11 protein-coding genes and 2 pseudogenes are annotated in these 12,490 nt (G+C 54.0%); 6 read left to right on the forward strand and 7 right to left on the reverse strand.

Going from position 1 to position 12,490, the window contains the following annotated elements:
- Positions 1 to 189: 189 nt before the first annotated feature.
- Positions 190 to 891 carry a TetR/AcrR family transcriptional regulator gene (locus ACNA1V_RS17080; protein ID WP_415834781.1) on the reverse strand — a complete coding sequence of 234 codons (702 nt, stop codon included), beginning with the start codon at positions 889 to 891 and terminating at the stop codon, positions 190 to 192.
- Positions 892 to 1,108: 217 nt separating this feature from the next.
- Between ACNA1V_RS17080 and rbbA the strand changes: the two genes are divergently transcribed.
- Both rbbA and ACNA1V_RS17090 read left to right on the forward strand, forming a co-directional pair.
- On the forward strand, positions 1,109 to 3,874 hold the full coding sequence (gene rbbA / locus ACNA1V_RS17085) for a ribosome-associated ATPase/putative transporter RbbA (protein ID WP_415834782.1): 2,766 nt from the start codon (positions 1,109 to 1,111) through the stop codon (positions 3,872 to 3,874).
- Between the two features lies 1 nt (position 3,875).
- Positions 3,876 to 5,012 carry an ABC transporter permease gene (locus tag ACNA1V_RS17090; protein WP_415834783.1) on the forward strand — a complete coding sequence of 379 codons (1,137 nt, stop codon included), beginning with the start codon at positions 3,876 to 3,878 and terminating at the stop codon, positions 5,010 to 5,012.
- Positions 5,013 to 5,322: 310 nt separating this feature from the next.
- Here the strand turns inward: ACNA1V_RS17090 and ACNA1V_RS17095 are convergent, their stop codons facing one another.
- The gene (locus tag ACNA1V_RS17095) at positions 5,323 to 6,075 is read right to left on the reverse strand and encodes an LEM-3-like GIY-YIG domain-containing protein (RefSeq protein WP_415834784.1); all 753 of its coding nucleotides are present in this window, start codon (positions 6,073 to 6,075) and stop codon (positions 5,323 to 5,325) included.
- A 197-nt stretch (positions 6,076 to 6,272) separates the two neighbouring features.
- On the opposite strand from ACNA1V_RS17095, the gene ACNA1V_RS17100 reads away from it, so the two are divergent.
- On the forward strand, positions 6,273 to 6,587 hold the full coding sequence (locus ACNA1V_RS17100) for a DNA translocase FtsK (protein WP_415834785.1): 315 nt from the start codon (positions 6,273 to 6,275) through the stop codon (positions 6,585 to 6,587).
- A 69-nt stretch (positions 6,588 to 6,656) separates the two neighbouring features.
- Positions 6,657 to 7,685, forward strand: coding sequence for a helix-turn-helix transcriptional regulator (locus tag ACNA1V_RS17105; RefSeq protein ID WP_415834786.1), 1,029 nt, complete (start codon positions 6,657 to 6,659; stop codon positions 7,683 to 7,685).
- An 86-nt stretch (positions 7,686 to 7,771) separates the two neighbouring features.
- On the opposite strand, the gene ACNA1V_RS17110 is transcribed toward ACNA1V_RS17105, so the two are convergent.
- Positions 7,772 to 8,221, reverse strand: coding sequence for a hypothetical protein (locus tag ACNA1V_RS17110; protein ID WP_415834787.1), 450 nt, complete (start codon positions 8,219 to 8,221; stop codon positions 7,772 to 7,774).
- Between ACNA1V_RS17110 and ACNA1V_RS17115 the strand changes: the two genes are divergently transcribed.
- Both ACNA1V_RS17115 and ACNA1V_RS17120 read left to right on the forward strand, forming a co-directional pair.
- Positions 8,192 to 8,539 carry a hypothetical protein gene (locus tag ACNA1V_RS17115; RefSeq protein ID WP_415834788.1) on the forward strand — a complete coding sequence of 116 codons (348 nt, stop codon included), beginning with the start codon at positions 8,192 to 8,194 and terminating at the stop codon, positions 8,537 to 8,539. The genes ACNA1V_RS17110 and ACNA1V_RS17115 overlap by 30 nt on opposite strands.
- 566 nt (positions 8,540 to 9,105) lie before the next feature.
- Positions 9,106 to 9,235 (forward strand): annotated as a pseudogene (locus tag ACNA1V_RS17120) (transposase); the annotation flags it as partial.
- Here ACNA1V_RS17120 and ACNA1V_RS17125 read toward each other — a convergent pair.
- The 4 genes and pseudogenes from ACNA1V_RS17125 to ACNA1V_RS17140 all read right to left on the reverse strand — a co-directional run.
- Positions 9,228 to 9,559, reverse strand: a pseudogene (locus ACNA1V_RS17125) (nucleotidyl transferase AbiEii/AbiGii toxin family protein); the annotation flags it as partial. The pseudogenes ACNA1V_RS17120 and ACNA1V_RS17125 sit on opposite strands and share 8 nt — an antisense overlap.
- Positions 9,560 to 9,703 (reverse strand): hypothetical protein, encoded by a 144-nt coding sequence (locus tag ACNA1V_RS17130; RefSeq protein ID WP_415834789.1) that lies wholly within the window; start codon positions 9,701 to 9,703, stop codon positions 9,560 to 9,562.
- A 235-nt stretch (positions 9,704 to 9,938) separates the two neighbouring features.
- Positions 9,939 to 10,775, reverse strand: coding sequence for a nucleotidyltransferase domain-containing protein (locus ACNA1V_RS17135; RefSeq protein WP_415834790.1), 837 nt, complete (start codon positions 10,773 to 10,775; stop codon positions 9,939 to 9,941).
- A gap of 210 nt (positions 10,776 to 10,985) precedes the next feature.
- The coding region (locus ACNA1V_RS17140; protein WP_415834791.1) for a TolC family outer membrane protein at positions 10,986 to 12,490 on the reverse strand (1,505 nt) is incomplete at its 5' end.

Here is a 12,490-nt window from a genome sequence, read left to right on the forward strand (position 1 = left end):
CATCTGTACCACCTGGAGTTTGAAGGCGGCATCAAAGGTTCTACGAATACGGGTCATATCTTGCTGGGCTCTCGGTGGAATCATCCCCTATCGAGGTGTCCATCTGAATTAGACCAGAACAACCAGCCCCTAGCCTTGGCAGCAGTTAGCTGGCGTACCCACGCGGCCGTTGCCTGAACAGCCCTCAGTTCAGGGCGCCGCGATCGGCACTTTGTCGCTGTCTGGCAGGAGCAGCAAGTGCATGGCTTTGCGATGCGTTTCCCGCATTTGCGTTATTTCAGCCTGCGCGATGTCTTCAGGAAAAATCATGCGCATGACAGCGGCGCGCACAAGTGGTGCAGTGATGAAACCGAAATCATCGCTTACCGGGCTGGGCTTCATCTGGCCCGCCGCCACGTATTCCGCTATCCGCCGTTCCTGTTCCGTACGGATGGGAACGAATCCTTCACAGAACCAGCGCCGGATCAAACCAGGCATCCGGTAGCCTTCCATGACCAACAAACGGATCGTTGCAATGGATTGCGAGGATAAGCGGTCGTATGCGTCATCAATGAATGCGTCTATCACCTCGCTTGCGCTCTTGCCTTCCTGCAAGGGAGTCCAGAACGTCTCCGATGGCTCCAGCAGTTGCCGTAGCAAGGTTTCAAATATCGCTTCCTTATCCGAAAAATGCACGTAGAGGTTGCTTTGCGTCGTGCCCGCGCGCTTGGCAATCTTCGCGGTCGTCGCCCCTGCAAATCCCAATGTCGAGAACTCCACCAGAGCGGCATCCAGGATTTGCTGGCGCCGTACCTCCGGTGATAGCCGCAGACGCTTCTTGGACGCAGTGAAGGCGGCCTTCGGATTCAAGGCGCGTGTGCTGCCCTCATGTTGCGGCGGAAGCTGGCTCATAGTCGAATTTCCTGCATGGTTAACGCTATGCGATGGTATCAAGAACCCTGGCCTGGATGAGCCTGAATTTTAATGATCAATCAATCATTAAAATGATACATTAATGATCAGCTGATCATTAACCCCCTCGCCGACCTTGTGTTGCTGTTCCGGCGGAACTGCTGTCTTCGGGTTCCACCAGCATCTTCCGCACGACCGGAAAAAATCGGATATTTGTATGTCTGCTGAAATCCTCTTTGCCGGATCTTCACCTCAAGCCGCCGCACCAGTCATCCGCATTTGTGACGTGCATTTGCATTACGGCAAGACTGAAGCGTTGAAGGGCGTCACGCTGGAGATTCCCGCCGGGAAGATGATCGGCTTGATCGGCCCTGACGGCGTCGGGAAATCCAGTCTTCTGTCATTGATTGCGGGCGCACGTGCCATACAGACGGGACAGATCTGGGTACTCGATGGCGATATGGCGAGTCGCAGCCATCGCAATGCAATATGCCCGCGAATTGCCTATATGCCCCAGGGCCTGGGCAAGAATCTTTATCCCACACTTTCGGTCGAAGAAAACCTGCAATTTTTTGCCCGGCTGTTCGGCCATGATGCGGTCGAGCGCCGCCGCCGCATCGACATGCTGACCCAGGCCACGGGACTGCATGGTTTTCTTGCCCGTCCCGCAGGCAAGCTTTCCGGCGGCATGAAGCAAAAACTGGGCCTGTGCTGCGCATTGATTCACGATCCGGACCTGTTGATCCTGGATGAGCCCACTACTGGCGTGGATCCGTTGGCGCGCGCGCAGTTCTGGGAGTTGATTCGCCACATCCGCATCGACCGTCCTGGGATGAGCGTGCTGGTCGCAACCGCTTATATGGACGAAGCCCAGGGATTTGATTGGCTGGTTGCCATGGACGACGGCCAGGTTCTGGCAATGGGCACGCCAGCCGAACTGCTGGAGAGCACGGGCAGCACCTCACTGGAAACGGCATTCATCGCCTTATTGCCCGAAGAAAAAAAACGCGGCCATGAGCCTGTCGTGATTCCACCGCTTGCCGTCCAAGACGATGACATCGCCATCGAAGCAAAGGATTTGACGATGCGATTCGGTGATTTCATCGCCGTGGATCATGTCAATTTCAGCATCCGCCGCGGCGAGATCTTCGGCTTCCTGGGCTCCAACGGCTGCGGTAAGTCAACCACCATGAAGATGCTGACGGGCTTGCTACCGGCCAGCGAAGGCAAAGCCTGGCTGTTCGGCCATGAGGTCGATCCGCACGACCTGGATACCCGAAGACGTGTCGGCTACATGTCACAGGCATTTTCCCTCTACGCGGAACTCACCGTCGAACAGAATCTTGTTCTGCATGCGCGACTGTTCCATGTATCGCCTGCCGACATACCGGATCGGGTCATCGAAATGGCAAGGCGCTTCGACCTGGAACGCGTACTCGACGAACTCCCCGAATCGCTGCCTCTGGGCATGCGCCAGCGCCTGTCGCTGGCAGTGGCCATGGTGCACAAGCCGGAACTGCTGATCCTAGACGAACCCACTTCCGGTGTGGATCCCGTTGCCCGGGATGCCTTCTGGCGCTTGCTGGCCGAACTCTCGCGCCGCGACAAGGTCACCATTTTCATCTCCACGCACTTCATGAACGAGGCCGAACGCTGCGACCGCATGTCCATGATGCACGCCGGCAAGGTGCTCGATAGCGATACCCCTGCCAAGCTCGTAGAAAAGCGGGGAACGGCGACCCTGGAGGAAGCGTTCATCGGCTACTTGATCGAGGCCGGCGGTGGCACCCCGTCCGGTGCACCACCAGCGCTCGCCGATGCCAGCGAGCAAGCGATGCAGACCCGCGATGCGCCACACAAGCCCTTCAGCCTGCAGCGTCTCTACAGCTATCTCTGGCGGGAATCGCTGGAACTGCAGCGCGATCCAGTGCGCGCCACCCTGGCTCTGGCCGGTTCGCTGATCCTCATGATTGTGATGGGATTTGGCATAGGCAACGACGTCAGTGACATACGCTACGCCGTGCTGGACCGAGACCAGACCTCGCAAAGTAACCGCTATGCCCTGGATATCGGCGGATCCCGCTATTTTGCGGAGCAGCCCCCTATTCTCGACGACGCCGACATGGACCGGCGCATGAGAAATGGCGAATTGACGCTAGCCATAGAAATTCCCCCCGGCTTTGGGCGTGATTTGTCGCGTGGCAAAGACGTCGCCATCGGGGCCTGGTTCGACGGTTCGATGCCGCAACTGGCAGAAACAGTTCAGGGCTACATCCAGGGCATGCACCAGCATTGGCTGGCAGAAGAAGCCCGGATGCAAGGTGGGGCAAGCGCCAGCGTGGTCTCTGTAGAAAATCGGTTTCGCTACAACCCTGACGTCAAGAGCCTGCCCTCCATGGTGCCGGCAGTCATCCCCCTGCTGCTCATGATGCTGCCGGCCATGTTGACGGCACTGGCCGTCGTCCGTGAGAAGGAAATGGGCTCAATCATCAATCTCTACGTCACGCCCGTCACACGCACTGAATTTCTGCTTGGAAAGCAATTGCCCTACGTCGGGCTGGCAATGATCAACTTCTTGCTGATGACGGCAATGGCCGTGACCATCTTCGATGTGCCGGTCACAGGCAGTTTCACCGCCCTCGTCATTGCCTCGCTTTTATTCTGCCTGATCTCGACCGGCATGGGGCTGCTGGCATCGGCAGTCACTAAAAGCCAGATCGCCGCGATGTTCTTTGCCATGGTTGGAACACTCCTGCCCACCATGCAGTACGGCGGGATGCTGGACCCGGTGTCTTCTATGGAAGGATCGGCCCGAATCATCGGTGAAATCTATCCAGCCAGCCACATGTTCACGATCAGCCGTGGTGTCTTCAACAAAGCACTGGGCTTCGGAGAACTCGCCCAATACTTCTGGCCACTGTTGCTGGCCGTGCCGGTAATTATCGGCCTGGCCATTGCGCTACTGAAGAAACAGGAGCGGTGATATGAAGAAGCAGCCAGGCAAAATCGCCAATATCTACTATCTTGGCGTCAAGGAGTTGTGGAGCCTTTGGCGTGATCCCGTCATGTTGATTCTGATCGTGTTCACGTTCACGTTTTCCGTGTATTCGTCCGCCACCTCCATGCCCGATACGCTCAACAATGCGCCCATAGCGATCGCGGACGAAGATCACTCACGGTTATCACAGCGCATTGCCTCGGCCTTCTCGCCGCCTCATTTCACGCGGCCATTCATGATCGACCAGGCCGAGGTGGATCTCGGCATGGACTCGGGCATCTACACCTTCGCGCTCATCATTCCGCCCAACTTCCAGCGTGATGTCCTGGCCGGACGCGACGCCCAGATCCAGCTCAATACCGACGCCACTCGCATGACGCAAGCCTTCATCGGCAGCGGCTTCATTCAGCAGGTGATATCGGGCGAAATCGACGAGTTCATCAAACGCTATCGAGATAATCCCCCTCCTCCCGTCGCGTTGGAGCTGCGCGCACGTTTCAACCCGACGCTGGACCAATCCTGGTTCGGAAGCCTGTCGCAAATCATCAACCAGATCACCATGCTCTCCATCATCCTGGCAGGCGCGGCGTTGATTCGTGAGCGTGAGCACGGCACCGTTGAACACCTGCTGGTGATGCCCGTCACGCCAGCCGAAATCATGCTGGCAAAAATCTGGTCCATGGGCGTCGTCGTGTTGCTCGCTTCAGCCCTGTCCTTGCATCTGGTCGTACGTTGGGCGCTGAACGTCCCTGTGGCCGGCTCGCTCACCCTGTTCTTCTTCGGCGCCGGCCTGCTGTTATTCGCCACCACCTCATTAGGCATTTTTATGGCCACCATCGCCAGAAACATGCCCCAATTCGGCATGCTGACGGTGCTGATTCTGCTACCGCTGCAAATGCTGTCCGGCGGCAGCACCCCACGCGAAAGCATGCCGCCCCTGTTGCAAGATGTCATGCTGGTCGCACCCACCACGCATTTTGTGCAGTTCGGTCAAGCCATCCTCTTCCGTGGTGCCGGCCTGGACGCCGTCTGGCCACAACTCATGGCAATGGCGCTGATCGGTATCGCGCTATTCACGTTTTCACTTGCGCGTTTTCGCAAAGCGATTGGGAAAATGGCTTGATTCCGGAATACATTGCTTAGCCATAGCCAGATAACGTTTCTACATCTGGCTCGTATGGGCTCCAATATTCAGGACATCACCTGATTTGTACCTTGATAGTTGGAGGGGCATACCACGAATACTGTCGCGCTTCTGCTCTGACGGAAGCTTGATATTCCGAGACAGCATTACCTAGTCATCACCGGAACATCAACTGGCACTGCAATCCAGCAGGATAAGCCACACCTACCTGCTGGATCTGTGCAAAATTTCCTACATTAGCTTTACCGCTACGGCATCAGCCATCAAAAAAGCCCCCTCTCCACCGAGTTCAGGCTGGAAAGTATGTAAACCCATTCTGAACGGCCCTTACATCCGCCCCCTGAAGCTGAAGCCTACGTTGCGCAAGAGGATGTTCGTGAAGCTGTTGACCAACAAACTCCCATTTTTTTGACCGTGCGCCGTCACCATCATAAATGCCACGCGTAGATACCGTCGTACCTGCCGGAAACCAAGCGGCGACTGAATAGACTGCAACGGCAACACTGTCTGCGACACCTACAGCAATTTTATATTTCAGCTCCCCAGTTGCCGGGTCTATTTCCCTAGCCTTCGGCCCGACATTCCAATACTGACGAACAGAGTCATAAAGTTCAATTTCATCCATCGACGGCGAATAGGTTTGATTAATGAAAATCAATAAAACCGGCTCCGCATACTCTGACAACTCAACGGGCCGCGCTCCATACAAACGTTCGGCTGACAGCGCCGTCAACCTGCCTCGCTCCACGCCATGCCCACGTATGACATTAGTCAAATTTTCCAGGCCAATGCTATCAATAACAGCCGCCTCTACCTCATAGACACTCTTCTCATCCAAGCCGGAACGAATGATATCTACGACAGGCTCCGCACCTTGCTTACGGATAGCCTCGATACGCCTTCCCTTTTCTCGTTCATCAGGAGCCACCTGAAGATGATTAAATGCTCTATTATTGAATGAAGCTTTTCCTACGTAAAAAATACTCCCATTAAATGGGTCTTTCAAAGCGTAAACATAATTTTGCAGCTGCTGAAGTGTCATGCTGCTAAAGCCTGAAAATTCCTGCATTCTTCACACCATTAAAAAAATACCATTTAATTTAGAAAAACCAACAAACCTACACTCTAACAGAAAAATAAAAACCCAAACACATGGAATACATACAATAGATCAAACTTCAGACAAAAAATGTCTCAAACAGGCATGAAAATACCAGCACCACACAAAAGGTCCACATCATGCCCAATCACCTGAATAACGATCATTCCCATCCCATAGCCGCACCTTGTACTGACAGCTATACGACCACGCATGACCCGCTCTACCATGCAGCTTGCCAATACGTTCTGTTACGTCGTCGAGCATCAGTGTCATTGCTCCAGCTGCATTTCGGTATCGGCTACCGTCATGCCATCAGGCTGCTAGAAGCCATGGAAGCGGATAATTTAGTTACGGCGGCAGACGATCAAGAGATGAGAAAAATACTGTTCACACAGTATCCTACGCAATCGGTAGCGCCGATATCAAGCCCCCCTATCAATCAAAATACATAGACATTGATTAGGTTCCGAACGGCTCAGCACTTTTCGAATAGCTTACTTCTGCAGCCTCTATGACTACTTATGGCCACTCTTGACAATCCTATCGTTGCCTTGCTGCCTAGCAAAGACTCTCCTTACCCTTGGCTCTCCACACCACAAGTCGCACAGAAACTAGCTGCATCTGGAGAAGCCATCAAGCATGTCAAAACAGTACAGCGGAGACTTGAAAAACTGGAACAAATCGGGTTGGTACTATGCAAAAAAGAAGGCAACACTCTATATTGGCAGCGTCGGTCTGGTGCGACGGGATTATCATCCACGGGAATAATGAGCTTCGATGAAGCATTGGCCTTACAAATCCTAAGAAAATTCTCAACACACCAGCTACCTGAGCATGTATGTAGTTGGCTGAGTGAGCTATTTCATACCGCTGACTCCCGTTTGGCACACTGTATCTCCAAGGAGGAACAACGCTATGCCAGCTGGAGTAAAAAAGTTTCAATCATAAGCGGCCATTTCCAGCTTCAAACACCACCAATCAACAACGAAATATTTCACACCATCCTAAACGCATTATTCCGCGAACGGATCATTCAGATCAATTACACGCGCCTCGATAGCAAGCTGGCTGCACCGCGCACCTTGATTCCTCTAGGACTGGTTGAAAACGGCAATGGCGTGATTTACCTATTGGCTCGATCAAAATCCTCGGCCACAGATTTTCATCCCCATATCAATCGCTATCGTCTGGATCGCATGAGCCATGCCAGCATGACGGATGATATCTTCCAGTACCCCGACAACTTCAACCTTGATTCTTTCATCAAGAATGAACGCGGCATGGAATTCTTTCCACAAGGCCAGGCATGCATCAGTTTGAGAACGGATCGAGATAGTGCCCGCTTTCTTCAAGAATCACCGCTTTCCCAAGATCAAAGCATTGAACACTTACCCGATGGCAAGGTCATTATTCATGCCAGTGTCGTACTCAGCCAACGCTTTCGGGAATGGCTACTGGCACGCAGCGCCTATCTGGAAGTCATAGCACCTGATAGCCTGCGCCACAGTATTAGAGATGAGCTTGCTACTGCTTTACAGCAACATCGTTGAATCCAGCGATGCATCCAAGTGACTTCCTGCCCTAGTTCACAGAAGCAATCGGCCATCACGCGTAAGTTCTTGGTGCTGCGATCTCGTCACCGTCCTTCATGCATAGACGCACGGGAGAACACCCGCAGCTCCCCCTGCATCCACGCCAAGAAAGCGCTCAAGCTGGCAACGAACTCCGTCTGCTCCGCATCCGGCTCGATTGTCTGCGCCAGGAAATAACACATTTGTTCAGCCTGTTCAGGATACTGACGCAAAAACAGATGCACATGATCCTCCAAGGATGAGGGCCAGGCGCTAGCGGTTTCTGGGCGTAGCATGTTGCCCGACCGGATCAGTTTTCGGGACGCTTCCCGAATCAATCGGCGTACGTTTATAAAGGTTTGCGGCTGCGCCAAGGCTTGCAGGTAGTTCCGTTCAAAATCGCCATTGATCGCGATTGCCAAGGTCCTGGATGGACGAAAAGGTGCGATATCAGCTGCCAGATCCGGCCCAGATAGGCAGCGACAATGGTGTTTGATCCAGTAGCGCCAAGCCATGCCGCTCTCCAGTGCAGCAATATCCGCCAGGGAACCGATGTCAAAGTCGATTTTGCTGACGATGGGATATTCGGCAGCCAATTCCTGCCGGATTTTTTCTATCTGCTCACTCTCTTTATCCGTCGCTGGGCGATGCAGTTACAAATCAAGCTGCACCGGGAAAACAAGACTCTTCCGCCCTATGTCGTACTGCTCTCGCGGCAGGCCATCGAGATTGTGGAATCTCTGTTGCAGCAACAGATCAGACTGACCAAACATCAAAGTATGCTTCCGATTCAACCAAATCGAAACAGCACTTGTGAAGCACCGGATCACTGAATATAGTTTCTCTCGACTGAAGACCATGAAATAATATTACGTGTAAGCTCACTTCAGATTGCGATCAGCTCAATTCCTCTGGCAATTTTGAGAGAATTCAAATCAAAGTATCACCCCCTAAGACTGAGCGCACCACATACAAAAACCATGAATAATTTCACAGAGCAAAAATATCTTGTCACTAAAAAATATTACATTACACATATGATTTTCGGATGGCTCGGGGGTGCCACGATAACATATCCATTCTGGAACAGTGATTTTGCATACAAAAAGATAATTTTTGCCATTGCCATTTTTGGGATAATTTTCTACCCAGCTGCAAAATGGATAGTTGAGCAATTCACATTGAGCATTACAAAAAAGGAATTCTGGTCTAGCGCATCATTCAATCGCTCAGCAAGAATATCTGGATTGCTGGGTGCATATTGGGGGACAATATTTGTCCTAACAGCACCCATTCTTATCATATTTACCTTAGTCTTTTTTATAAAAAAATTCAGGGTAATCCCCCCTAAAAAGCGGGGAAATCAGAGGTAGAATTTTCTCCTTGATGAGTTCTACAGATGAAGCGATCGAAGTTCACGGATGCCCAGATCATCGAGGCGATCAAGCGGGTTGAAGCCGGTCTGGCAGCGCAGGATATAAGCCGTGAGGTCGGTATCAGCCAGGCTGACGTTCTACAAGTGGCACTCAACGGCCTGCGCTCGATGGATAGCACCGTGCCACAGAACACGACATTGACCTGGCTGGCGTTGTTCTCGGCGATCAGCTTGGTGTCGCCAAGGTCTTTGCTGCGGATCAGCCTTGTTGCACGCCAAGGCGTTCGACACGCTACGCAATGGCGACCAGTTCCTGATTGATATCCTCTAATGCCTGATCACGTGGAGTCTGCCAGGGGCAGTACACCACTTCTATATCCACCAATCGGCGAGGCATATCCCGCAGAAACAAATTGATGGCCGTACCATCTTTCATGGCGAAGATGTCGTTATCGAACACGTCGGGCGCGATGTTCAGCTACAGGCGGACGGTGTCGGCGTAGCGGGCGGCCAGTTTGTGCGACACGCCGAAGGTTTCAAGCACGGCAAGATCGGACGGCACTCCCCGAGGCAGCGCCGCCTGCAGGCGCTTGATTATCTGATATCGTGAATGTTCACTCATGTGCGAAATACACATAAAAATCTAATCAATCACCATTGGAATTGATAGATTTTCCTTTGATATTTACCCTATGACGGAATTTCACGACTAGATTTAATCATAATCTGTCAGGTTGAAAATACAGCGAAGGCATCGCTAAATGCCTGCAAATCTTCGTGTGTCAGCCACAATGTGGAAGACTTCATTTTCTGTCCTGATGCCCATGCCGTGACGTTTGGAACGCAGCGGCATCTGATTATCCATTCACTCTGTCCATGGCCTGGACCTCCCCAAGCATCCACCCAGAGAAAGCTTTCAGCCGGGCGACAAATTCCCCAACCCCCGCATCTGGCGCCACCGCCTGCGCCAGGAAATAGCGCATTCCCTCTTCCTGCCCCGGAAACTGCAGCAAGAAAAAATCTACATGTCCATCCAACGATGACGGCCAGGTGATGGCGGTGGCGGGACGCAACACATTGGTTGACCGGATCAATTTTCGGGACGCTTCCCGGATTAATCTGCGAACGGTTGCGGAAGGCTGCGGCTGCGCCAAGGCTTGCAGGTAGTTGCCCAGTACCCGTCCAAAATCGCCATTAATGGCGATTGCCAAGGCCCTGGATGGACGAAAAGGTGCGATATCAGCTGCCAGATCCGGCCCAGATAGGCAGCGACAATGGTGTTTGATCCAGTAGCGCCACGCCATGCCGCTTTCCGGTGCTGCAATATCCGCCAGGGAACCGATGTCAAAGTCGATTTTGCTGACGATGGGATATTCGGCAGCTAATTCCTGCCGGATTTTTTCTATCTGCTCACTATCTTTGTCCGTCGGTGGGCGATGCAGGATCAGGCAAAGATCCAGATCAGATTTTCCGGGTATTGCGCGCCCTGCCGTTACGCTGCCATAGACGTACAGGCTATGCAGTAAAGGCCCGACATCCCGATCACGCAGCAGGCGGGTACTAACGGCCTGCAGTAGAGGCTGGAATTCGTCTTGCCAAGCGACCTGGGGCATGGCCGCAATCAACCCCAGGGCGTTTGTCTCGCCGTCCCAAGGAGGCGCTGTCTCGTTGTTCGTCACCTGATGTTCGGGCATGCGTTCCTGTGCTCCAGCATTTTTGCGGCTGCCAATTATTCAGTGATGCCAGGTAATGATTCTGCTATGCATGCCAGTGGACGTCAAAGCGCCCCCCTGTTTTCGCAGCCCCTCCTTCACAAAAGGCAAGAACAAGGCTGCGCCTGCTCTGGCATTGATATGCAAGCGGCTTTCCATAATTCAGTGCCTGCCTGTGCCGCAACCCAAACTTCAATTCCCCTCCAGCGCCACCAATTGCCCATTCAGCGCCAGCACATCATCCTCAGAGAACCGCCCGGCATAGAATTGCAGCTTGGCATAGGCCTGCAGCCATTCCACATGACTGCGTAACAGTTCCTGCCGCGCCCGGTAGGATTCCCGTTCGGCATGCAGGGCATCCGTGTTGGTGCGCTCGCCGCCAGCCACGCTTTTATGCATGGCCGCAATCAGTTCCATGCTGTCAGCGACATTCTGCTGCAAGGTTTTCACACGCTCCGCACTACCGTGATAAACCCGGTAGTACTGTTCCAGCGTCGTGACCGTGCTGCGCGTCACTTGTTCCAGCTCATGCTGGGCCTGTTCCAGCCGATGGCTGGCTTGGCGGGTGGCGTAATAGCTGGAACCGCCGCTGAAAATGGGGATGGAGACTTGCAGGCCGATTGTGTTGCTCCTGTAGTCGCGCCCTTTGTTATTGATGGTGTCGGAGACGATGCGCTCATGCGTGGCAAAGAGTGACACCCTGGGCATGAATTGGCCCTTTTCCCGTTCGACGGTCAGGTCGTTGTAACGCACCGCAAGACGCGCCGCCTGGACTTCCGGGTTCTGCTGCTGGATGTCTGCCTGCAGGACCGCCAGATCATCTTCCGGTAAATCCGGTGCGCCTGAATGCGGGTTGATGTCCAGCAGCGCTGAGGCCGTGACCGTTGCCCCCACGATGGCAGACAATTCCCGCAGCCGGTCAGCCAGCGCATTTTCATGATTCACCAGTTCTGCCTGGGTGGCGCCAAGCTGTGTGCGGGTTTCCAGTATGTCTATGCGCGTGCCCTCGCCTTCGGCCATCAAGCGTTCGTTGCCATTCAGCATGTCCTGGTACACACGCACCTGCCTGCGCGCCAACGCCAGCGCATCCCGGGCCAGTACGGCATTCAGATAGGCGTCAATCAGCGTTACCGCCTGCTGCTGGAATTGCAGCCGATACTGGATATCCGCATATTCCGCCTGTGTCTTGCCCATGCGGTAAGTGCTGATGGCCGAATAATCGAAAAGCGTCTGTTCGACCGTCAGGCCGGCCCGGCGGCCATAGAAGGTATCTTCGGCGCGCACATGGCCGGTCAGTGGGCTGTCGTAATACTCCGTCTGCTGCGTGCGGTTGCGCATGTAGTTGATGGAGGCCTGCGGCAGCAAGGCGGCGCGGGCAAGTTTGCCGGCGTCCTGCCCCGCCAGCTGCGCCGCACGCGCACCCTGCACTTGCGGGTCATTGAGCAGCATGCGCTCATAGGCCTGCACCAGATCCAGTGCGGGCAACTGTTCCGCCTGCCTGTCCGATGCCTGGTCTTCAAGCTGATGTGGTGCGGCGAATGCCACGGGTTGTGTCTGGCGCAGCATCAATACGGATGGTGGCTGGACGCCAGCAGGTTCTGCCTGAGCATGATGGCCGCTATCCAGGCAAAGCAGCAAAGCCACCACTGCTATCGACACCGGATGAGACAAACGCCCGAGGGCCCGCCGCCCTCGAA

Origin of the sequence: Kerstersia similis (assembly GCF_965139615.1) — a bacterium.
Taxonomy (GTDB): Bacteria; Pseudomonadota; Gammaproteobacteria; order Burkholderiales; family Burkholderiaceae_B; genus Kerstersia; species Kerstersia similis.

Coding starts and splice junctions, on each gene's coding strand:
- rbbA (WP_415834782.1), top strand. CDS start 1,109: ATGTCTGCTGAAATCCTCTTTGCCGGATCTTCACCTCAAGCCGCCGCA.
- ACNA1V_RS17110 (WP_415834787.1), bottom strand. CDS start 8,221: ATGGCTTGGCGCTACTGGATCAAACACCATTGTCGCTGCCTATCTGGG.
- ACNA1V_RS17100 (WP_415834785.1), top strand. CDS start 6,273: ATGCCCAATCACCTGAATAACGATCATTCCCATCCCATAGCCGCACCT.
- ACNA1V_RS17090 (WP_415834783.1), top strand. CDS start 3,876: ATGAAGAAGCAGCCAGGCAAAATCGCCAATATCTACTATCTTGGCGTC.
- ACNA1V_RS17135 (WP_415834790.1), bottom strand. CDS start 10,775: ATGCCCGAACATCAGGTGACGAACAACGAGACAGCGCCTCCTTGGGAC.
- ACNA1V_RS17130 (WP_415834789.1), bottom strand. CDS start 9,703: ATGAGTGAACATTCACGATATCAGATAATCAAGCGCCTGCAGGCGGCG.
- ACNA1V_RS17080 (WP_415834781.1), bottom strand. CDS start 891: ATGAGCCAGCTTCCGCCGCAACATGAGGGCAGCACACGCGCCTTGAAT.
- ACNA1V_RS17105 (WP_415834786.1), top strand. CDS start 6,657: ATGGCCACTCTTGACAATCCTATCGTTGCCTTGCTGCCTAGCAAAGAC.
- ACNA1V_RS17115 (WP_415834788.1), top strand. CDS start 8,192: ATGGTGTTTGATCCAGTAGCGCCAAGCCATGCCGCTCTCCAGTGCAGC.
- ACNA1V_RS17095 (WP_415834784.1), bottom strand. CDS start 6,075: ATGACACTTCAGCAGCTGCAAAATTATGTTTACGCTTTGAAAGACCCA.